This window comes from Leptolyngbya sp. Heron Island J, from assembly GCF_000482245.1.
GTDB lineage: Bacteria > Cyanobacteriota > Cyanobacteriia > Phormidesmidales > Phormidesmidaceae > Leptothoe.
Map to the genome: position 1 here is coordinate 1 of NZ_AWNH01000061.1, position 23,282 is coordinate 23,282.

At 47.8% G+C, this 23,282-nt stretch carries 17 protein-coding genes; 5 read left to right on the forward strand and 12 right to left on the reverse strand.

Annotation, left to right across the window (positions count from 1 at the left end; genetic code table 11):
• Positions 1-20: 20 nt before the first annotated feature.
• Both N836_RS57225 and N836_RS74730 read right to left on the reverse strand, forming a co-directional pair.
• Entirely contained in the window at positions 21-971 is a 951-nt protein-coding gene (locus tag N836_RS57225) for an IS4 family transposase (RefSeq protein ID WP_051394517.1), read from the reverse strand.
• The gene (locus tag N836_RS74730; protein WP_071789022.1) at positions 962-1,165 is read right to left on the reverse strand and encodes a hypothetical protein; all 204 of its coding nucleotides are present in this window, start codon (positions 1,163-1,165) and stop codon (positions 962-964) included. Before N836_RS74730 ends, N836_RS57225 begins: the two co-directional genes overlap by 10 nt.
• A 659-nt stretch (positions 1,166-1,824) precedes the next feature.
• Between N836_RS74730 and rsgA the strand changes: the two genes are divergently transcribed.
• Positions 1,825-2,910: a ribosome small subunit-dependent GTPase A gene (gene rsgA / locus N836_RS57235; protein ID WP_023073857.1), complete on the forward strand. Its 1,086-nt coding sequence runs from the start codon at positions 1,825-1,827 to the stop codon at positions 2,908-2,910.
• Between the two features lie 222 nt (positions 2,911-3,132).
• A complete protein-coding gene (locus N836_RS57245) occupies positions 3,133-3,900 on the forward strand; it encodes a GUN4 domain-containing protein (RefSeq protein WP_023073859.1) in 768 nt (255 codons plus the stop codon).
• Between the two features lie 104 nt (positions 3,901-4,004).
• Here the strand turns inward: N836_RS57245 and N836_RS57250 are convergent, their stop codons facing one another.
• The 9 genes from N836_RS57250 to N836_RS57285 all read right to left on the reverse strand — a co-directional run bounded on the left by N836_RS57250 (position 4,005) and on the right by N836_RS57285 (position 18,599).
• Positions 4,005-6,512 carry a TonB-dependent siderophore receptor gene (locus N836_RS57250; protein ID WP_023073860.1) on the reverse strand — a complete coding sequence of 836 codons (2,508 nt, stop codon included), beginning with the start codon at positions 6,510-6,512 and terminating at the stop codon, positions 4,005-4,007.
• A 186-nt stretch (positions 6,513-6,698) separates the two neighbouring features.
• Positions 6,699-7,799 (reverse strand): helix-turn-helix transcriptional regulator, encoded by a 1,101-nt coding sequence (locus N836_RS73505; protein ID WP_023073861.1) that lies wholly within the window; start codon positions 7,797-7,799, stop codon positions 6,699-6,701.
• Between the two features lie 74 nt (positions 7,800-7,873).
• Positions 7,874-8,086 (reverse strand): iron dicitrate-binding periplasmic protein, encoded by a 213-nt coding sequence (locus tag N836_RS57255; RefSeq protein ID WP_023073862.1) that lies wholly within the window; start codon positions 8,084-8,086, stop codon positions 7,874-7,876.
• Between the two features lie 336 nt (positions 8,087-8,422).
• Complete coding sequence (locus tag N836_RS57260; RefSeq protein ID WP_023073863.1) at positions 8,423-9,793, reverse strand: MFS transporter; 1,371 nt, start codon at positions 9,791-9,793, stop codon at positions 8,423-8,425.
• Positions 9,794-10,072: 279 nt separating this feature from the next.
• Positions 10,073-11,815, reverse strand: a complete 1,743-nt coding sequence (locus N836_RS57265; protein ID WP_023073864.1) for an ABC transporter ATP-binding protein — start codon at positions 11,813-11,815, stop codon at positions 10,073-10,075.
• Complete coding sequence (locus tag N836_RS57270; RefSeq protein ID WP_031293202.1) at positions 11,808-13,610, reverse strand: ABC transporter ATP-binding protein; 1,803 nt, start codon at positions 13,608-13,610, stop codon at positions 11,808-11,810. The genes N836_RS57265 and N836_RS57270 overlap by 8 nt, the downstream gene beginning before the upstream one ends.
• Positions 13,611-13,702: 92 nt before the next feature.
• Positions 13,703-14,902: an MFS transporter gene (locus tag N836_RS57275; protein ID WP_023073866.1), complete on the reverse strand. Its 1,200-nt coding sequence runs from the start codon at positions 14,900-14,902 to the stop codon at positions 13,703-13,705.
• The gene (locus N836_RS57280) at positions 14,902-17,445 is read right to left on the reverse strand and encodes a TonB-dependent receptor domain-containing protein (protein WP_031293203.1); all 2,544 of its coding nucleotides are present in this window, start codon (positions 17,443-17,445) and stop codon (positions 14,902-14,904) included. The genes N836_RS57275 and N836_RS57280 overlap by 1 nt, the downstream gene beginning before the upstream one ends.
• A gap of 149 nt (positions 17,446-17,594) precedes the next feature.
• On the reverse strand, positions 17,595-18,599 hold the full coding sequence (locus N836_RS57285; protein WP_023073868.1) for a helix-turn-helix transcriptional regulator: 1,005 nt from the start codon (positions 18,597-18,599) through the stop codon (positions 17,595-17,597).
• Positions 18,600-19,199: 600 nt separating this feature from the next.
• Between N836_RS57285 and N836_RS57290 the strand changes: the two genes are divergently transcribed.
• From N836_RS57290 to N836_RS57295, 3 genes are all read left to right on the forward strand, one after another.
• The gene (locus N836_RS57290) at positions 19,200-20,183 is read left to right on the forward strand and encodes a helix-turn-helix transcriptional regulator (protein ID WP_023073869.1); all 984 of its coding nucleotides are present in this window, start codon (positions 19,200-19,202) and stop codon (positions 20,181-20,183) included.
• A gap of 266 nt (positions 20,184-20,449) precedes the next feature.
• A complete protein-coding gene (locus N836_RS73510) occupies positions 20,450-20,989 on the forward strand; it encodes a TonB-dependent receptor plug domain-containing protein (RefSeq protein ID WP_023073870.1) in 540 nt (179 codons plus the stop codon).
• 126 nt (positions 20,990-21,115) lie between these two features.
• On the forward strand, positions 21,116-22,759 hold the full coding sequence (locus N836_RS57295; protein WP_023073871.1) for a TonB-dependent receptor: 1,644 nt from the start codon (positions 21,116-21,118) through the stop codon (positions 22,757-22,759).
• Between the two features lie 16 nt (positions 22,760-22,775).
• Here the strand turns inward: N836_RS57295 and N836_RS75950 are convergent, their stop codons facing one another.
• Positions 22,776-22,970, reverse strand: coding sequence for a hypothetical protein (locus tag N836_RS75950; RefSeq protein ID WP_152532189.1), 195 nt, complete (start codon positions 22,968-22,970; stop codon positions 22,776-22,778).
• Positions 22,971-23,282: the final 312 nt, after the last annotated feature.

Genomic DNA, 23,282 nt, shown 5'->3' on the forward strand with positions numbered 1-23,282 from the left:
CTGAAAGGGAGACACAACGGCTAAAGCGTATCTAGGACAGCTTCTATAGCTCTTAACCCTCGTAAATGATACTCAATTTTGTTTCGGTCGAGTCTCATCAAAGCCTGAACTTGTTTGTGGCAACGGTGCCAAAAAGGAACCCAGCGATAAGCGGTTAATCCGACATGAAAAGCACTGTGTCGCTTTTGGTTAAGGCCTTGAGTTTCGGGTCTAGCAATATACTTTTGCAACGCCTTCTGTTTAAGCCGCTGTCCCTGAGTGGTCGCACAAGTATAGGCAATGGCGATTAAGAGCACCATGGTCATAAATCGCCTGCCCTCAACTCGCGTTTTTTCGAGGCAGTAGCCCCCTAATTTTAGGTCACGAAACAGTTCCTCTATGGAGAACCTCTTCTGATATCCTGAGATCGCCGCATCCAGGCTATCGAAGTTGGTGAGAATATACCAAGGTTCGTCAGGTGCAAAGCCCTGGTAACGTCGCTTCCATTTTCCCGCGACCTGAACCGGTCCAAACCCTTTGCTTTCGGTGACCGTAATTTGATTGAAAAAACAGCTCATTCCTGGTGTGAGTTCAAGCTCAGAGAGGGCTATCCAGTCATCATTATTGGACTGAATGTGGGTTGATTTCTTCTGCCGCAGACAAAAGTAACACTGCTGCTCACCCAGCCAACAGGCCAAGTCTACCGAGCAAAACTCTCGGTCACCGAGTACCACTACCTTGTAGTCTGAGAGTCTCGATAAGGCTACTCGCAGTACTTTACGCTGAGTCCTGAGGTTGCTATTACCCAGATTCTTTAGCCGTTGCCAATAGAGCGGAATGGCTCGGTTTCGCCAGATCAAACTCACCATCAACAAATTGATCTGCCCCCAACTTGTGCGGTCGATAGCCACGTACACGGTGCTACCTCTAGTCACCTGCTGATGCCTTAGGAAAACGGTGAATAGGCCCAGCCAGAGACGATTTACATCCATGGCACCCAGCATAAGGAACCGTTGTACTTTTTTCGCCGACTTTCAAATAGAATCGGCAGCGGCAGGGCCTCAGCTATGGTCTCTAGTCGCACATCACGGATCGTGTGCACGACCGTGACTAACAATGACAGTAACAACGACTGACGGGCACTGAGCTTCTTCTCTAGATAGCTTTGGTAGATTGACGGTATCATAGGTCGTGATAGGTCGTGTTCGTAAAACTAGCCTATCTTTTTTTATCTACCCATTCTTAACCACTGAAGTTATAGGCCTTTCAGCAGTTGTGTAACCCCGTCAGAAGAACTCGTTAACGGTACAACAGGGAGTACAACAACAATCAGTAGCACGTAGACTTCCTTACCAGTAGCTCCCCCAAACCTGAAAATTCCCAGGGCTATGCCCATAACTAAAATCGCAAGCCAGAGGCTTAAATGGGCTACCTTTCTCCTTTGCATCCAGGGGACCTCTTATAGTTATTGTTTTAATTCTAAAAATGTCAGTTGACACTGGCAGTTGGCACTGGCAGCAGTTCCCCTATTTATAGGCTAGACAAGCCGTCGATTTTTGGTACATCATTTGAGTCCATGTTGTGTAACTTTACCAATATCTCGACAGTAGGCCATCATCCCCGCTACAATAAAAGTTGTTCTCTCTACCCTTTTCAGGAGCTGAACTTTATGTCTGAGTCGGTGACCCTTATCGCTACATCTCTAAATCCGTAGGGAATGCACCCTTGCAACTGCTGGGATAATCCCTGACAGCATTTCTTTGCACCATTCCTCTACGGTTATGGCCTATGGGCAGACGCCCTGTAGGTCTCAGACTCAGTTAACCTAGAGGATTTTTTCCTATCATGACTTTAGCTAATTTAGGCTGGAGCGATACCTTCGCTTGCAGCTTTACACCCTACGTGGAACAAGGGTATCGCGTAGGACGTGTCGCTGTGGTTCATCGCAGTCAGTACCATCTCTATACTGAACAAGGTGATACAACAGCAACTCTAACTGGCAGATTTAGACACCAGATTCAAAGCTCATCAGACTTTCCAGCTGTGGGCGATTGGGTTGTACTTCACCCCCAGAGTCAAGCAGATCCAGCGTTAATCGAGGCTGTACTACCTCGCAAAAGCCAATTTCTTCGTCAAGCAGCCGGTAACCGTACCGATGTCCAGGTTGTTGCCGCTAACGTAGACACTCTTTTGCTGGTCAGTGGTCTAGACTTGGACTTTAACCTGCGTCGCATTGAACGCTATTTGGTGATGGCTTGGGAGAGTGGGGCTAGTCCAGTAATTGTGCTAAATAAGGCCGATATTTGTGAGGACCTGGACCACAAGCGTCGGCTTGTGGAAGACATCGCGTTTGGTGTGCCAATTATTACCCTGAGCGCGTTACAACACAATAATCTGGAGGCATTAAAGCCTTACCTTAAAGTAGGGCAAACCCTGGCTCTTCTCGGTTCATCTGGTGTGGGCAAATCTACCCTGACCAATCAGCTGATGGGGAGTAACCTACAGGCGACTCAAGCAATACGTGCAGACGATAGTAAGGGACGTCATACCACCACCTCTCGGACTATGCTGCGCCTGCCCACCGGAGCTCTCTTAATTGATACTCCGGGTATGCGTGAGTTACAGCTATGGCTGGCTGAGGATAGTCTGGATAATCGTGTGGATGAAACCTTTGCTGATGTCGAAGCCCTGGCTCAGCAATGTCGGTTCCGCGATTGTCAACATCAGTCAGAGCCGGGTTGTGCCATCCAAGCAGCGTTAGTCTCAGGAGACTTATCTAAGAAACGCCTGAGAAGCTATCACAAGCTGCTAAAAGAACAGGCCCATTTACACCGGCGACAGCACCAACAAGCTCAGCAAAACAGCAAAGCTCGTTGGAAATCGCGCACTCAAACCATACGACAATTTAAAAAGAGTAAGGGCAATAGGTAATCAGTAGGTCTCGGATGCAATGGGGCAGATGTTTTGACCTGCCCCACTTTTTTGCGTCACTACAGTCTATTAATATCTGCACTATGCTAGTCACTAGTGAATCTCTCAAACAGGATATTGAAAAGCTCACAATTGAACAAGTAGCGATCGCTCATAAATTTACAAAGCAGCAGCAGTCATCGAGATGGGCTATCAACTGTAAGTCTTATTAGCAGAACTATCATGAGTAAAGCAGACCAATTCACTCGCCTGCGCAATGCTCTAAACCACAGTTGGGCAGCTGCCGATCGAGTCACTTATGACCTGCTCTTTAACATCGTGGTTCGTAGTCATTGCCAAGCCGAGCCTATAGACAATGCCTGGAGACAATTGCGTCAGGAGTTTTGGCAGCGGGTGCAATCTCCCGACTATGAGCAGGAATTTCGATCCAATTCGGAACTGCGAACACTGTTTCACCGCCACCATTTACTCCCTGGTGGGTCGGGGTTAGATCAAGATCGAATCATGATAAGCCTGATTCGGATCAGTCAGCACCTTAACGACTTATGGGATCACATCCCTGATGCCTTTAAGTGTTGGCATGAGCGAAATAGCGCTATTGATGCTGAACAACTCCGAAAAATCGATCGCTTGTGGCTCAAGCGTAGCAATGGAAAATTCGGTTTTAGTGTGCAGCGAGAAATCTTTTTAGAGTGCGGTGGAGAAATTATTATGGGTGAAGATCCCCGCTTGTATACCAAGCCTTTAGATTTAAGGCGATTTCAAGGCAAAGTTGGCTGGGTCAGAATACCTTTCTCTGGCTTTCCTCCCTTTTATAGCTATCAAGAGGCCCCTAGAGGTCATCTGCCAATTCTCTCTTGGCATAATCCTGTTCTCATCCAGTCCCAGGACCCTTTTGAGATCCCCCCTGAGAATTATGGATATTGGCAAACGCCGATTTGTCAGTATTATCCCTGGTGGATTTTGTCACATTCAGCATTTGCAACCTAGTGGGGTGATTGTACTAGTTCAATCTCTATATCGAGATCCCCAAAGTCATCTGCATGAGCCTAGAAGTCGCGATCGCAACGCTTGTGGATGTCGACCTTGCCTGTTTAAAATTCAACAGAGAACGAACCTACGATAGTAAATCCTTCACCAGGTCGATTCTCAAAATCCCTGGACCCCTCGGAACTGTCAATATAGTCCACATCAAACAGATTGCGAAAATTGAGGGCTGCCCGCCAATTATCTCTCCGATAAGAAACTGCCGCATTGGTCAGAAAATAATCTTCTAACACATAGCTATTCTCATTGTCACCAAAGCGATCGCTAATATAGTTAACGCCAATACCAAACCCCAGACCAGCCAGATCTCCCTGTAGCATTTCGTAGTTGGTCCACAGGTTAACATTATGCTCAGGTACACCAAACAGACGATTGTCTTCTAGACCGTTATTATCCTCAGTGATATCAGCATCTGTGTAAGCGTAGTTGGCAACAATATCCCACCCCGGCAGAATTTCACCAATCACATCCAACTCCACCCCCTGACTCCGCTGTTCACCGGTGGCGATCGCAAAGGACTCCCCTGGTAGAGCCTCTGGATCGGCAGTGGCAACATTCTGCTTGGTAATATTAAACAGAGCTAAATTTGCAGACAGACGGCCATCTAACAGATCGGCTCTGGCTCCTATTTCAAACTGTCGTCCTTCTTCAGGTTCTAGTAAATCACCGGAGCGATCTCTAGCTGAGTTGGGCACAAACGACGTACTGTAACTGGTATATAAAGAGAGATTGTCAGTGGGCTGATAGACTAGGCCTATCCTGGGGGTAAATGCATCGTTACTTTGACTGTCGCTGGTATTTCGCTCTAGATCGTCAATATCCTCAGTCACCGTGTCGTAACGAAGACCCGCTAACAGAAATAGGTTGTCTAGCAAGGTGACTTGATCTTGAACATATATACCCAGATTATCAGTACGGAAATCAGTGATCTGGGGTGGTGGCTCGTTAAAACTGTCTGGTCTAGACACCAATCCATAGACCGGATCAAAAACATTAAACGGTGGCTGGGGTGTAAAGTCGGTGCGTCTACGGTTTTCACCATCTCGTCGATATAGATCGACACCTGCTAAGAGGGTATGCTCAATTGAGCCGGTAGCAAATTCACCTACCACGTTAGCTTGCAATTCATAACTGTTGCTGGGTTGAGCGTTTTGAATCCAGATGCGAAACAGATCGCCTGTAGCTTCGTTGGTGCCAAACGCCACGTTAGACACGAAGTCGTTGTCAAAGCTGATGTAGCGAAAGCTATTGCGAACCTTCCAGCGATCGCTAAAGCGATGTTCAAACTGGTAGCCCAGTCTCAGAAATTCATTAGATGCATCATCATCGGGTTCTCCCGTAATCCGGTCAAATGGGACATCGGCAACGCGATCGCCAATCACGGGTATGCCACCAAAGTCGGCGGGACGGGTTTCGTCGCTGTATTCGAGTTCAACGGTGAGGTCGGTGCGATCGCTAATGGCCCAACTCAGCACCGGCGCAATAAAGAACCGTTCTACTGGCACATCAAAATCTCGATGATAATCTTCATTGCGATACAGCGCATTCAGACGATACAGCAGTCGCCCATCTTCTGTCAGCGGTCCCGAAATATCAATACTGGGTTCAATCAGCTCTCGATTTCCCACCCGTAAACCTAGCTGATAAAATGGTGCGGACAACGGCTTTTTAGTCACCAGATTAATGGCACCACCAGGTTCCAGCGACCCGGCTAAAATCGATGCCGGGCCTTTCAGCACTTCAATCCGGTCAATATTAGCCAGTTCCTGAAAACCTGCGTTCCCGGAGCCACCGTCAGTTTGGCGAAACCCATCCCGCAAAATAGACGAACTACTAAAACCACGAATAATAAATCGCTGCCCTCGCTGATCTAGAGAATTCGAAACAACACCACTGGCATTACGCAGGGCATCATTCAGACGAATCACTTGCTGATCATCCAGAATCTCTTCGGGAATTATCTGAATAGATTGAGGAATCTCATCTAGTGGAGTATCCGTACGGGTTGCTGTAGACGCCCTGGGAACCACATAGCGACTGTCTTGTTCTCCTGTCACCACTAATCTGAGCGGTTCTTCTTCTAGCGTAGCTAGATTTTCGAGTCCCACAGTCAGACGCAGCGCTTGCGTCTCAGCAGCCACATCCGCCACAGGGGGAGATTCTACGCCAATAATCGAGAGCTGAACCCTGTTTCCAGATAGGTTCACTGCCCGCACTAATGCAATCCCTTCAGCTGGCTCAGCTGATTGAAACTCATTTTGATTTGACAAGGCCAACACCGCATTCGCAATTTCTGCAGTTAACGTATTCTCGACAGTATTCGTTTGAGGCAGAGAGAGTGTTCCAGATTCAGTCACCAAGAGTATTTCTAGCCCCGTCTCAGTGACATTGAGCCGTATATCAATAATTTGAATGGTGTCAGGCACTTGAGCCGTAATGAAGGGAGAATGGTGGCTGGGTAATAATTTCCCTTGAACTGGTTCAATCAATAAAACAGAACTACCTATGAGCGTTCCGATTACAACAAGTTTTCCACACTGCAACAATTTCGTCATTATATCCCTCACACCAGAATCCAACCCTATTAGGAATCTGAACAGTGCACTGTTGGACACCATCCAAGTCAAAAATTGTGGTTGAAGCAAATCATTCTCAATTAGGTTAGGGGAATTCTCAATGGCTTTCTAGAGATTTTGGGCGGTTAACGCATTTTTTGCCGTTACTAGCTCAGAGCATCAAGCCTAGCTGGCACATTGCCACACTTGCATCTGGAATGCTTTGGGATTTAGTCCCGTTTTCCGACGAAAGGCTTTAGCAAAATGATTACGGCTGCTGTAGCCCACAGCGGCTGCCACACTTTCTACCGGCATATCAGTGGTCATTAATAGCCGCCGTGCCTGATTTAGGCGGCAGTCTCGCAAATACTTAAAAGGCGTTGTGCCATACACTTGGTGAAATCCCTGGTTTAGCTTGAGGCGATTGGTGCCTACTTTGCGCGCCAGGGTTTCTACCGTCGGTGGATTGACAATCTCACGCCTTAAGATAGAAGCAGCCTGATAAATAATGTTGAGATCAGTCTGCTTAAGTGATGGATGAGTAATCGCCTGCAACCGTAACAGCACCAGCTCTAAAGCTTTATGTTCTAAGTAGCGACGACGGGTTGTGCCACGATAAGGACAACTCAGGATTTCTCCCAGAATTACTTCCATTGGCGGTGTAATCGGAGCCCGGTTAGCATACTGAAGATCAATGGCTTTAGTGTAGAGAGTATCAGACACAATATGCCCAAGGGTGAGGTCACTGCATGAAATCAGTGTTCCTTTCGCTGCATAGGCGACCAAGCGGTTCATTATTTCGGCTGTATCTAGCCCCGAACGTCCTCCTTGAAAACGCCATAGGGACTTTATAATCTCTTCTACAATCTGTTGCGTATGGACAGGAAACCTCTCCAAGCAAGCTTGAGCATAAGTTAAGATGGAAGAACCTTCAAAAATAACTTCAATCTCAAAGACTCGTTTTTTGGGTTGACCAGTCCCCAACATCCTAAAGCCAATAATAGGGATGAATTCACTATATCTAGGACCGGCATTTAGCGGAAACTCAAACTTAGTGCAAGCTTTCTCTCCGGGAATATCAAACAGAACATCGTAGTTGAGTACATAATCCATAATGACGAGGGTCAGATCGTCTTGTAACTGAATTTTTTGCCGATACCCCTGCCCCACAGAAGACGGATACACCAAAATTTGATCAGATGGGTCCGCATGAAACAACCGTGAATCATCAACGCTGCCTGGTAACAGCCAGTCTTCGCGATGATTCAGGACTCGTCTTGGTTTCATGGCGAGGACAAACGCTATTAATGAGAATGGATTGCATTATACGCTCTTCGTGTCAGTCTAAGCTGTGTCAAAACTTACGCTTGCTTAGGTACACCGATAGCTGCGATCGCGCCCTCTAGGGGCAGTAGGTGTAACAGGTGATCAATAATCACAGCGGGCGCGGCAATGGGCTGTATCCCTAGAGCCATCATGGCCTTTACTGTGAAATACCCCGTCACGACAATGCGGGTCGGCCTCACTGGAACATCTGTTGCACCCAACCCATGTAGAATCCGCTTAGTGGCCATTGATAGAGCATTGGGCTGAGTAGGTCTGGTACAGGCAGATGCAATACTGTACTTATCCCCATCAGCACAAAGTATCGACGCTGACGGTTAAATCCCCGCCTATTCAGCAGCGCCCCTGACGCAGTCTTAGAAGGTTGATAGGCCATGGCAGTCGGAATACATACGCTAGAAACGACTAGATAGAATCAATCTCGCTAGATTAGGACGAAGCGATCGCATCTTGCTAGTCATTTTGGGTGTAAAACGCATTTTATTTTTTGGCATTGCTGCTCCTCTCACCCCGAAGAACCGACTGGCATAGCATTATGGAGCTTTGCTACGGCTGTCCCTCTCTTCTCAAACCGAAGCTGAATCCCTAAGTCCAGGTGTTATGGTGTCATGGAAGTGGAAATGGCTATGGCGATGAGTACTGTGATCATGGCTATGGTGTTCGTCATGAGTGTGCTCGTGTTCGTGCCAGAGGCCAGGTTGTAGCCCTGTAAGACGTTGGGGTTTAAACCATAGGGACACAACAATCAATAGTCCCCCTCCAATCAGGCTGCTATAGAGAAAATAATAGCCAGGAGCATAGTTGCCTAACCAGCCTGCCAGGGGATAGGCTAAGGCCCACCAAAAATGACTCCAGGCAAATTGAGCGCCATACACCCGACCCTGGGCCTCTTTTGCCACCCGACTAGCAATGAGGGTTTGGGTGGGAACATTGATCAGGGTTTGCCCTGCCCCTGCCAATGCCCAGAGCAACAACAATCCAGCCCAATCAACAAAATTAGCACTCGCCAATGTCAGGGTAATCAAGACTGCCCCCCCACTGGCTAACAAAATAGGGTTATTCTTCTTCCTGGCATTGCCCAAATTAATAGCGGCGAGCGTGGCCCCAATCCCAAAAGCGGCCATCACCCATCCATATTCGAGTTTTCCTAACTGCAGAGTACCCTGGACATAGCCCACCGTATTGACGAGGATTTGTGCCCCTGCGATCGCAGCTACCAACTGCAGCATTAATGCATACCGCATCGGAGGATCGGTAAATAAACATCCCGTCCCTGCTTTTATATTTTGAATAACAGTTTTAACCGGGTTTAAATCTGTTCTAGAATCTGCCAACGTGCTGTCGCTCGCTCGCAGCTGCCCTGGTAAGGTGGCGATCAAAAGGGCCGCTACCAAAAATGTGATGGCATCTAGAAAAAAGACCTGTCGTGTTCCCACCAAGGCGGCAATGCTGCCGGCCAAACCGGGGCCTAAAACACCTAGCAGCTGATAGGTGGCGCTGGATAGGGCGATGGCTTTAGGGCATTCCTCTTCTGTGGTAACCAGGGGAATAGTAGCGGTATAGGTCGGGGTGAAAAAGGCATAAAACACATTTAACAAAAACACAATCCCGTAAATGTGCCAGGGCTGCGTAATAAAGGGTAACAGACAGACAATGCCCATGCGGACCAGGTGCGTGATAATCATCAGCCGTTTGCGATCTATCTGGTCTGCGATCGCACCGGCAATCGGAGCCAACACCACAAAGGCTAATACCCGCAGAGTAAGGGCTCCAGCTAAGATAGTCCCTGATTGTTCACCCGCTAATTCAAAGGCTAATAAAGCCAGACCTAGCCAGGTGAATGATTCCCCCACCAAGTTGACGGTTTGGGCCAGATAAAGCCTGGCAAAAACGGGATTGGCCAACCCTTGCAGCCATCGAGGACGCTGTTTCCACATGCTAAAAATCCCAATAATTTATCCGAGAATTGCAAACGTTTTTTAATGTGTTGAGCAGATACCCCCAGGGGGCATCTACCCATTACTTCTACTATATCCCCCTGGGGGGGATAAGCAAGCTTAAAAAACCGTTTCCCGGTTAGGCTGTGCGGGCGAGCCATAGATTCAATGTGGTAACGCTAAAGGATCAGGCTTTTGTAAGATCCAAAAATTAATGCTGTAGAGACGTTGCATACAACGTCTCTACAGCCAATAGTGGAACCTAGTTAATTTTGTTTCCTAAGCCGCAATGCGCCAACCCTGAGACTGTTGCTGCGCGTTCCATAGGTTGGCATAGCGGCCCTGTTGGTTTAACAACTCCCAACCAGTTCCCTGTTCCACAATCTGTCCATCCTCCAACACCAAGATCAAATCGGCCTCAGCAATCGTGGACAGACGATGGGCAATGACAATGACGGTTTTATCAGCAATCAGGCGGTTGATAGCAGTTTGAACGGCGACTTCACTGGCAGTATCCAAGGCGGAGGTGGGTTCATCGAGCAACACAATCGGAGCATCCTTGAGAATCGCCCGGGCAATGGACACTCGCTGACGTTCTCCCCCCGACAGGGTGCCACCAATTTCACCAATGCGGGTGTGATAGCCATGGACTAGTCTCACGATGAACTCGTGACAGTTAGCCGCTCGGGCCGCTGCTTCTACCTCCCCATCGGTGGCTTCGGGTTTGGCCATGCGAATATTGTTGAGGATGGTGTCGTCAAACAGATACACATCCTGAAACACCACTGAGATCGACCGCATCAACTGGGCAGGGTCCACCTGGCGCACATCAACGCCACCAATACGAATCGCGCCCTGTTGCACATCGGCAAAGCGACTCAGTAAACAGGTGATAGTTGTTTTGCCACTGCCAGACGAACCCACTAGAGCCGTGAGTGATTGCGGAGGCAACTGAAAGGACACGTTCTGCAGTGCCCACTCCTGCTGTTGGGCATAGCGGAAAGAAACCTGATCAAACGCAATATCAAACTGGGTAAGCTGCATGGTCGGGGAGATTACTGGCAGAGCCGCAATAGCCATGACCGCTTCCACCCGTTCTAACCCAACTTCCATCAAGTCTAGAATGCTAGTAAACGCGATTAACTGAGAGATGGGCTCAGTGAGTCGCATGGCAATAACAATCAATGCCAGCAAAACTGGCAGGGAAAGACTACCCTGAAAAATAAACAAAATCCCTAAACTGATGATCACCAAAATGCCAGCTTCCACCAAGGTGGCCATGGTCACCAACGGTAGGGTGATTAACCGTTCTCCCTTGGCCTGCACCTGACGCTGACGCTCCAGGGCCGTTTGCAGCAATTTTGAACGTGCCCCCACTTGTCCGGTAGACTTGAGTACCGATAGTCCTTGAGCGTACTCTACAATCCGTGAGGCCGCTTCAGCATCGGCCACAGAGATATCTCGCAGCGACACTTTGACGACATCTCGCGTATAGCGATAAATGGGAATGGCCAAGGGAAAGGTTAGTAGCAAAGCCACGGCCAGTCGCCAATCAATCAATAATGTCACTAGCACCGTTATCAACGGAACAACCACCGTCTGAATGATCATTGTGGCTAAACTACCAATCCAGAGAACAATTTCACTAACATTGCCACTCATGACAATATTGAGATCCCCTGATTGTCGCCGATTAAGTTCTTCCAATGGCATTTTTCGCAGCTGTTCTGCCAGCTTTAACCGAATTTCATGGGCCATATCGGTGGAGGTCACCCAGCCAAAGTCTAGCTCTCGCCAGCGCAACACCCCTTCTACAACCACCAGGCATCCAAACAGTGCTAACAGCATCCAAACCCGCTGCATAGCTGGGGGAGATGCCATTAAAGCAGATAATATTGGAAAAAACAGGGCAAAGATAATCCCCTGAATAATAGACGCAATCACCGATAACAACAGGGTCGTTTGTAATTGAAGCCGATGGGAGCCCGCAGCATCCATCATGCGACGATAGGTGTCAAACATTATTAATCGCTTGTTTTTGGACAGGATCGCGCTGATCATTACCCAGTTCCCAGTGTTGGGCAGCCTGGTGGCGAGACCATAGCTGAGCATAGAGACCACCCACGCTCACCAGTTGCTCATGTTTGCCCAGCTCGACTAAACGACCGCAATCTAGTACGGCAATTTGGTCTACCTGGGTGATGGTGGCCAATCGGTGGGCCACAACAATCAGGGTTTTACCTTGGGTAAGGGCCGCGATCGCAGCTTGAATCAATACCTCATTCTCCGGATCGGCAAAGGCCGTTGCTTCGTCTAAAACCACAATGGGATTATCTTGAAGAATGGCGCGAGCAATGGTAATTCGCTGCCGCTGTCCCCCCGACAGCTGCCCTCCCCGTTCTCCCACCAGGGTGTCGTATCCCTGGGGCAACGACAAAATAAACCGATGGGCCTGGGCCGCTTGGGCGGCTGCCTCCACTTCAACACGAGTAGCGTCAGGACGCCCCAATTTAATGTTGTTAAAAATAGTATCATGCAATAAAAAGGTATCTTGAAAGACAAAAGAGACCCAGGACATGAGCGTATCCGAAGTCATCTGACGGATATCTACACCGCCAATTTCAATCACTCCCTCATCCACATCCCAGAATCGAGGAATCAGCCGGGCCAGGGTGGTTTTGCCAGCCCCCGATGGCCCCACCAAAGCAGTCACCGTACCCACCGGCAGGTGAAGAGAGACATTCTGTAAGGCCGGGGCACCTTCGCCATAGGCAAACGTGACATTGTGGAAGGAAATAGACGAGTCTACAGGCTGTTGTGGCTGTACGGGCTGCAGCAATATCGGTTCGGCTAACACTGAAGCGATTCGTAATGCGCCAGCATTGGCCTGATTAATTAAATAAGAAAGGGTCAAAATCGGTTTAAATGCACCACATAACCGGGGGGCCAGCAGTAGAAAAACCAAAAATCTCGGTAGGGTAAGACTACCCTGGGAGAATAGCCAAACCCCTACAGTCGACACCACCACTAACGTGGGTAGCGGCTCAAACAGGAGAGAGCCCAAACGAGCAGAAAACTGAGTTTTGTCATTCCAATCACGCAGAGTCTGGGTAAAGGTATCAAGGGAAGTCTGAAACCGCCCAAACGAACTGCTACCATCATCAAACGTGCGGACCACCTGCATTCCCTGGACAAACTCAATAATCACACCGTTGATGGTCTCATTGGCTCGATTATAGGCATCTCGCTGCTCTCCATAGTCTTGCAGTGCCAGTTGAATAAAGATCAGCCCCACCGGTAACACCACCAGAGTCACCAACCCCAAACGCCAATCGGCAATTAACATCGCCACCAGGGAGACGATTGGGACAGTACATGCTTGACCAATGAGAGGGGTACTATCGGCAACAAACGCATGGAGAGACTTAACATCATCTTGCACCAACTTTTTGATAGCCCCTGACCCGGTGGTGATCACATAGCCCAGGGGCACTTGGGCCAAATGGTCAGCCAGGGCTGTGCGTAACATCACCTCAAGATTAAATGCGCCGATGTGGGAAACTCTAAAGGCAAATGTACGAGATGTAAATGCAATCATGACCAGGCCAATGGCCCCAGCAACCCAACGTCTGATCATATCTGGCTCAGGAGCCTCAGACAACAATTCTGCAGTAATAAACGGAATGGTTAAAAGAGAGGCAAGACTGCTGCAGGCGCTGAGGACAGAGAGTGCGATCGCAACAATAATTTTACCTTTCACCGGAGTCATCATACTCCAGACACCAGTGGGCGGTTTAGTAAAGTGTTGATTAGCCATAGGATGGTCTTGGAATGCTGAAATAATAGCCAAATTTAGGCGGTGTAACATTCGCTAAACGGATTTTTTCATATCCAAAACGGATTTTTCTTTTAATCCAACGACAACGTTCGACTAATTAAAACAACCGACAGTAATGCCACGACTGCACTTATCCCAAACAATCCCTGATAGCCAATAGCTGAGGCAATCACCCCGCTAATGCTCGCAGCCCCAAAAGCCCCAAAATAGACCATGGACGTTTGGGCCGTAAACTCTGTCCCTGCAATGGCTAAGCGGCTCTTGTCCATCATTACTGTGGATGACACTGTAAAAATAGCGCTGTTGGCAAAACTTGCCACAATCGTCACTAAATAGAGCATTGGACGACTGATCGCCCCTAGTGCTGGCAACAAATACATCAAAATAGCGATACTTTGTAATAGGCCAAAGACAAGCAGCGCTTGCTTACGTCCCAGGGGTATCACCAACAATCCTGACACCACAGCCCCGACAATACTCGCCCCATTACCCACCACCCCCAACAACCAACCAATATCAGCTAGCGACAACCCAATATCCACCAAAAGAGGGCGAAACATACTCTCTGCCATACTGCCACCAATGACATACAGCGTTAGTAACATTAGCCAATGCCATACTCCAGGACGACGATAAAAGTTAACCAAATCCATCCAAACGGGAACCAGTTGACTGTTAGCCTGTTTTTGAGGCAAGCGCTCTTGATGGCACAGTATGGGCACTAGTGCCACCATCACCATCAGTGATAGAGCCAGCAAACTACGTCGCCAGCCCCACTGATTCAGTAAAACCAGCATGACCCCACCTCCTAGCATTGCCCCCAGATAGTTACCCGCCATCTGAATGCCATTGCCCCAGCCTCGTTCTGTCGGAGCCAGAAGCCCAACGGCTAAAGCATCTGTGGCAATATCTTGGCTAGCCGCTAGCGTCGCCATCACCATGAGTAGCCCAAACAAGAGCATAAAATTAGTGTGGAGACTGACAAATGCACATACAGCCGCTACTGCCGCCAACAGCAACTGAAATATCACAATCCAAAAACGGTAATGGCCCCAACGAGTATAGCCATAGCGATCGATCCAAGGAGACCAAAACACTTTTAGCAACAAAGGGAGCGCCAACAGATAGATCAGCCCAACAGACTCTAATGATGCCCCCTGCTCTCGCATAAAAACAGGCAGCGCTTGCACAAAAAACATCAGCGAAATGTACTGCGAAATGTACAAACTGCCCAACAGTAAAAGTTTATGGTTCCATTGACGATGGTTCACTAGAAACTAGACCTAACTTGAACACCATAGGTTGCTGGGGCACCAAAAGCTCCTGCCCGTGTCCCGTTAAAATCAAAGCCTTGAGCAATATATCGGGTATCAAAAAGATTGTTGGCAAAGAGATACACTCCATATTGATCAAACTCATACCCCAGACGAGCATTTACCAACGCATAGGAATCTTGCTCCACAGTGTTGGCTTCATTAAAGAATGTCTGACCCACACCCTGCAGTTCTAGCCGGGTAAACAATCCAAACGATGTTCGATACTGAGCCGCGAAGTTGTAGGTAAACTCTGGAGCATAGGGTAGGCTATTGCCATCAAAATTAGCTCCCGTAGTTTGATCGGTAAAGTTGGTAAATTCGGCATCAACCAAGCCCAACCCCGCTATAAAATCCAGCCCTTCAAGGGGCGTCGCTCTCACATCCAATTCCAGCCCCGTAATACTGACATCGGCATTGCGTACACTGTCGGTAAATAATGTAACCGGGTCAAAGGTAGCCACCTGGTAGTTATCCACAGGGTTATGAAAGAGGGATAGATTTACCCCCAGTCGATCATCAAGCCAGGTGGTTTTCACCCCTACTTCGTAGTTCCAGGAGCGCTCGGCTTCAAACCGAAAAGAAGCCTCGTTATCAGCAAAAACATTGACTCCACCTGGGCGATACCCCCTTGAGATACTGCCATATACCGTAGCCTCTGGACTTAATCGGTAGTCAATGGCGAATCGCGGCAAGAACGCATCAGAGTTTTGGTCGACATCGTTAACGCTCAACAGGGAGGTATCTGGCAAACCAGGAATGCGGAACACCTGATCAAGGGTTGAAAGCTCACTGTCAGTATTTTCATATCTTAGACCAACGGTCAGGTTGAGGGGATCAATCGGTCGATAGCTGACCTGGCCAAACGTAGCCCAAGTCGTATCGCGAGAATCGGCCGTCGTAACACTGCTAGAGCCCGGCATCGTCGTCGGTCCAAAGACTGCTGCTGCATCCTCTCCAAAAACCGACCCAGACCCATTATTATCAAACTCTCTAGACTCAAAGTAGCCCCCTACAATCCACTGCAGCTGCTCCGCCTCTTCCGGAGCTTGCAGACGTAATTCCTGCGTCCATACAGTCGAATCAAAGGCACTAGGCGCGCGAAGCACATCCGCCACTGTCAGATCAATCTCTCCATCGGCTGCCCAATCTGAAAAACGACGTGTGGTAATTGAAGTCACTCGAAACTCTGGCTGGAGATAAGCCACCTTGAGGGATTGACTATTAGTGCTCAGCGAACTGAACCCATTAAAGTCCTGCTCAATGTCAAAGGGATCATCATCATCCAGGGCAACAAACGGATAAGCCCCGTCTTGGTAGTCTTCAAAGGAGGCATTCAAAGAAACATCCCAGGTTTCTGTTGGTGTCCACCGTAACTGCGCCCGGCCTGTCCCTCCAGACTTCTCATCATAATCCTCATCTAGAAAGCTGTTGTCATAGAAGCCATCGCGCCGTTCATAGTTACCAGATAGCCGATAAAACAGTTCATCTTCAATAATCGGACCGCTGATACCAGCGCGGAGATCCACGTTTTCTTCGCTGCCATAACTAACCGCACTATTGAACGACAACTCATTCGTGGGTTTACGAGTGATGATGTTGACTATCCCGGCCTGACTACTGCGACCGTATAGGGTGTTTTGCGGTCCTCGCAAAATTTCCACCTGCTGAAGGTCAGGTAGGTCAAGATCAATAAAGCTGCCGTAGTCGTAGGGCACATCGTCAACGTAGAAAGCCACCGGATCCCGAGAACCAAAGTTTTGATTAGACAGACCGCGAATACTATAAAAAGTAAAACTGCGGCTGCCAGTTGCCGAAAATGAGGAAAAGTTAGGGGTATTGGCAGCAATGCCATCGAGAGTGGTAGTATCTGCGTCTTCCAGCTCGTCCTCGGTTAGCACAGTTAAGCTAATCGGTACATCCTGTAAAACTTCAGGCGTTTTTTCCGCCGTCACCACAATGCGTAGGGTATTGTCCTCAACTGCCTCATCAGCTGCCGCTTGCACCACATTAAAGATCAGCCCTGCTTCACTGGCATTCACCTCAGCCACCGGAGCCTCACTGACACCGGTAATCACTACCCGTACCTGATTATTCGATAGATTTGAAACCGTTACCAACGCCACCTCATCGGTTGGGTTTACCGATTGAAACTCGTCGCCATCTGGCAGTGCCAAAACCGCATTGGAAATATCGGCAACCAGGTCATTCCCCTCCACAGATGGAGAAACCGGCAACAGTTGCCCCGTTGATATCTGCAGCAACAAAGCTAAACCCGACTCAGTGGGCTCAAGTTGAACATCGGTAATCTGAATTACGGCTTCAGCCTCCAAGCTTGGGGACTGAGATATCCACACTGGAGCAGATTCTGCACGCTCATCTACAGCAGAAAGATTTAAGCCTAAATCTGCAATTGAAGCAGCGGATTTAGCCCTAACTGCTTGACAGAGAAAAATCCATGAAAGACCAACCAGACATAGGCTTAGATACAATTGCCTCACGTTATCTCCTCACATAATAGGGGGCAAACGCATGAAACAGCTAATAATAACTGTTCTCAACAAACGTTGACGTGATGGTATGAGATGGTGATTGGCCATGTCCTCTTCGAAACGGATTTTTTTCTATTGCAAACGGATCGCTGTTGAGGCTAAGAGCGAAGCTTGTAGTTTCTAGGGGACATTCCGAATTTTTTCTTAAATGCGGCGCTAAATGATGTAGTACTGGCGTATCCAACCGCTTGGGCAACTTCTGTTACTGTCGAGTAATTTGACTGCAGTAATATTTTTGCTCGCTCCATTCTGTGTTGGTACAAACACCCAAATGCAGTAGTACCAAACACCTGACGAAAACCTCGCTTTAACTTGTAATCATTTAATCCAACTCGTTGGGCCAATTCAAGCAGCGATGGAGGATTTTCCAAATTATTCAACAGAATCTTTTTAGCATAATGAATTCGATCTACTTCATCTTTTTTGAGGATGTAGTGAGATGAATGTATCTCCTTTTCAGTCAGACCTAATGGTAATTGCAACGCAATCAGCTCAAGGGCCCGACTTTCTAAGAATAACTGACGGGTCAATCCTTGATAAGGGCAATTTAAAATCTGTTCTGCCGCTTGAAAGGTCGCCTGGGACATCGTCTGAGTTAGAGATAAGGGAGCAGTTGCCCTACCGGCTAAAACGGTTCGCAAATCTCCAGAAACCTGATCTGCTCGCCCTCCAATTAGATTGTTTAATATTGAGGGTTCAACATTAACTTCAACGTGAATAATAGGCTCATGCGGCTGGCATTCAATCCATTCTCCACAATTTGCAGCAAAACTAATCCTACTTTGTCTAGGAGCAAGATGATATGTATCTTCAAAGTCTGAAAAATCACCTTTAGCATAGCCTGATAAAGACGACTTAAATTCAATAACCTCCCGATTAAAATGATTGGAAATCTCTGCCATAAAAGGTTCTAAAACCTCAAAATGTTCAATCGATATTTCCAAACCTGGACGAAGTTTAATTCGCTGCAAGTAGCCTTTGCCAACATGGGGTAATAGTTCGATCAATGTTTCAGAAGGCCCTACCTGGACACAGGTACCAATCGTACGTCCGCACTCCATAAACAAATTATCAATATCTTTAGCAGAAAATCTTACTTGCATGAGGTAGATTCTCCAGACGCTACCCTTCTGATTATCTATGCTATCAATAAGGTTTATTGATAGTGATTATTAATAGTATAAATCATTTAAGCAAATGTCCCCCTGAATAGAGTCTCAAGAGACGTTTGCCCATGGATATTAACCTCGCCCCAATGAAAAGCCCGGTTAGAAGACACACAAAGTGCCATAAGAAGACATAACGTTTAAGTATTACTTGACCGGTGGCTGGCAAGTGAACAATGACGTTTTAACGGGTGAAGTAGAAGAAGTTGCCAGAAAAAGCTATCTATATTTTAGCGGCCAATCAGGTGTTGACAGATATTAAAGCATGTTTGCAATCGGAGGGGGCCGAAACAAACTAAGGAATGAGCATCCAATAACTTCCTAACGCTCTTGCTCTATAAAAGCAACCCTCATCCCCCAGCCCCTTCTCTCGCGTAAAGAAGAGGAGCCAAAGTCAACGTCCCTCGCCCCGCGGGAGAGGGATTTAGGGTGAGAGCAAAAATTGAAAGTAATTGAATCTTCTTTCCTAAACATGTTTTCAGTTGAGAATCATTACCAATAGTGTCATACTGACAAGGGTGCAACCACTGCTGGGCGATGGCTAAAGTTTTAAGACCGCATGAACTACATGAAATTGTGCAAGAGTTTCGCTCTAACGGTCAGCTTAGAGAATATTGCGATAAATCAGAAGTTTGGTGTTACTATCCCCTAGGATTAGGTCGAGGTCTCGTCCGTAAAATGCATCGGCGTCCGGGTCTCAATCTTTACATTAGAGACTCTGATACAAATTTTACGTACATAAACAAAATTCGACATCATCCTGTGGATATGCCGTTTACGTTTAAGTACTATCTGGCCGGTGTCTGGCAAATAGACAATGATGGCCTAGGGGGTGCAGTGGAAGAAGTCGCTGGCAAAAGCTATCTATATCGTTTACCCAAGACGGGTGAAATTGAACGACAACCGCCGGGGAGACATTGTTTTCTCCATATTCAAGTAGCACCGGAGCTGATGTTCGAGCTGTGCGATCGCATCGATGATTTCCCCATGCCCCTTAGAGATACCCTAGAAAAACCAGCCGATTCAATCCTGTATCATCCCAGCAAAATTACTCCATCCCAGCACCGGATCATACAGCAGATTTTTGAATGGCCCTACCAAGGATTAGCTCGCCATCTCTACCTGGAAGGCAAAGTGCTAGAGCTAATAGCGCTTCATATCAGTCAGATTTTAAGCACCTCACATACCAGCTCCATCAATCCAATGGATAGCGATCGCATTCATACCGCTAGAGATATTTTGATTCAAAATGCGGCAGCACCCCCTTCTTTGAGGGAGCTAGCCCAGCAGGTAGAGCTGACTGAGGTCAGACTCACCCAGGGCTTTCGAGAGGTTTTTAACACTAGTGTCTTTAATTATTTACGCAACTATCGTATGGAACAAGCTTGCCAGCTGTTAAAGACAGGCAACCTCACGATTCAAGAAGTTGCTCGCAGCATTGGCTACGCTAGCCGCCCTGCCTTTGTCACAGCGTTCAAAAAAAGGTTTAAGGTGACTCCTAGTATTTATCTAAAGCAATAGGGTGTGCGCACCCATTAGCTCCCTTAAAATTGGCAATAGTACAAAATAATCGCTATTGAAGACACTGCTAGGTTAAGATGCAGCGACCCAACATTTACCATATAAACCAAGCGTTAGTCTTGCCTGTGAACGGTTATTTTCTGTAGGTGGACTTACAAGCCTTGCCTGAAAGCTGATTTCAATCAGCTTTGGCAAATATCTGCTATGTGACCATCGCCAACTATAGTTTGGCGAGCTTGGTTTACACAACTAAGGTGTGAGGTATCATGACAATTTTGAATAAGCTGATTAGCTGTAACCTGCTAGTCAGTGCTGCTTGGGCTATTTTTATTCAGCCAAATTTGGCCAATGGTATACTAACTGAAATTGTGGATACAGACAACAACATTGAAGATATTAGCGTTGTTGATGGCCCATCAGCGCTGGCTCAAGCCTCTTCAGAGCAACAACAGGAGGAGGATGCGGCCGAAAATGAAGATCTTGAGGCAGAAGAGTCTGAGGACACCTTACGTATTGTTATTACGGCCACACGTACGGAAGAAGAGATTACAAACGTGCCTCGAACCGTTCGGGTGATTGATCGCGAAGAAATTGAGCAGCAGCTGGAGTTTAATCCTAACTTAAACAATATTCTAGGGCAGCTACTGCCGGGGTTTTCGCCACCGCCGCTGCGGGGCGGGGCCCGTGGCTTTACCCTAAGAGGTCGCGGTGTTCAAGTTTTAGTAGACGGCGTCCCTCAGAATCCTAATGGGTTTGTAAATAATGAGTTAGATACGTTTTCCCTAGAGTCTTTAGAACGGATTTAGGTAGTACCCGGAGCCAGCGCACTCTATGGTGACGGAGCCGCTGGTGGCACCATTAACCTGATTACACGAGCTCCAGCTGAGGAAGAAGGAGTTGTTTACAATATCGATTTTGGTACCAGCGTAGCGTTGACCAATGTATCCGATGACGGTGCTTTTAGCTACTCAGGCGGCATCGATGTGGCTGGCTCAGATGGTAAGTCTGATGGTCGCATATCTCTCAATTACGATGTGGTTAATGCTAGCTTCGATTCCGACGGCAATCGGATTATTCCAGTAGATGGTCTTAATGAGTTTGACCGCTTAGCGCTGCTGGTCAAGGTTGGGCATGATGTGGATGAAAATCAGCGCCTAGGCCTAACCTATGGCTACTACCGAGATGCGGCTGACACTGAATTTGGGTCAGACGCATCTATTTTTGAAATTCCAGGCAATCAGATTGCCCGACCCATATTTATTGGAAATTTTGAGTATGAACGAGAGCCTGAGAGAATTACTAATGTGGCTAACCTGACTTATCGCCATACCGACCTGTTGGGTTCTCAGTTAGACGCTCAGGTTTATTACAATAGTCTTGACAATACAGCCACCTTTGGTGATATCAGAGCGAATACGAGTCTGCCGGAGTTGTTTCCAGACCTCTTTCAGAGCTTTTTTGATTTCACGGAGATAGGTACCAGGGTGCAGGTAGATACACCCTTGGGTGATACGGCTAATGTACTGTGGGGTGTGGACTATTCTCAAGAGGAGAACCAGGGTTCGACTGCTATTTTGGATATTCCAGGCTTTGATGCTAATCGTGAACTCAATATTGTTGAAGAGTTTACCTCCGTTGACTACGAGCTAGAAAATTTAGGGCTATTTGCTCAGGCGCGCTGGGATATTAGCGATCAGTTCCAGGTTAGCGGTGGTTTGCGCTACGACAACGTTAGCTTTGATGCCAATGATTTCATAGCGGTCTTTGTCAATGAAAGCCAGCTACCTCGCGAACGCCAGGGCGGCAGCGGGGGGTTTGATGATGTTTCATTTAATGCTGGTCTGCTCTATCGACCGGTTCCAGAGGTCGGGCTGTTTGCCAATTTCTCCCAGGGGTTCTCAGTTCCCAATGTCGGTAGAGGCTTAAACAATGGCCCTACCTTTGATCCTGACAACATCCAGTTGGAACCCATCACGGTCGATAACTATGAGATTGGCGCGCGGGCCGAGTTTGACACGATTCAAGCCAGCATTGCCGGATTTTACAGCGAATCAGATTTAGGTGCTACTTTGCGCTTTGACCCGGATACTAATCTTACGACGTTGGATCGTGCGCCCCAGCGTAACTATGGTGTAGAAGTTGCCGTTAACTGGCAGCCCAGCGATATTTGGAAGCTCGGGGGAAACTTTACCTGGTCTGAAGGAGAAAATGATCGTGATGATGACGGTGATTTTGAGCCGTTAACGTCTCTGAGTGTGCCTCCTATTAAAGTGGGGCTGTATGTTGAAAACGAAACTACTCCCCGCTGGAGCAATCGGCTGCAGCTACTGTTTGTGGGGGATCGCGATCGCGCCTTTGACGAAGGTGTAGACCGCTTTGAGGTCGAGAGCTATTTCTCCCTAGACTTTCTAAGCAGCTTACAAGTCGGTCCGGGTCGGCTTACCTTGGGTCTTGAGAATTTGCTAAATAGCGATGAGCTAGTGCTAAATGCGCAGGAGCGCATTCGTTTCACGGAGGATCGACGCTTTGCCAGACCGGGCATTACGGCGAGTCTGCGTTACTCTGTCGAGTTTTAAGAATGGTCAGCAGATTTCATAGAGGGTTAATCGGGATACTGGTAGGTGGCTTATTGACGAGCTGCCAGCCAGATGTACCGTCCTCTAATGTTTCCGAAGTGCCCATGCGCTCAATTGAGCATGCCATGGGCACCACACAGGTTCCCATTTCACCGAAGCGGGTTGTTGTCCTAGACTCCGCGCCTTTGATGGCCGCATTTGCTCTAGACATTACCCCCATTGGCAGACCAGGCTTTGCAGATTCCTCCTTTTATCCAGAGGACAACAAAAATATCACATCTATAGGGATAAGCAGGAGACCTGATTTAGAAACAGTACTAAATACTCTGGAAAGTAAATTTATTGCCATATCGTAGATGGGTTCGATAGGCTGAATTAACGTCTCCACCCCCGATCAATTCGCAAATGAACAAACGTCATCTTGAGTTAAGCGCCACTGACCGCAGCGACCTAGAAGCCCTTTTGAGCAAAGGTCAACTGGGGGCACGGCAATTCAAACGAGCGACTGGTCTGCTGGAGTTGG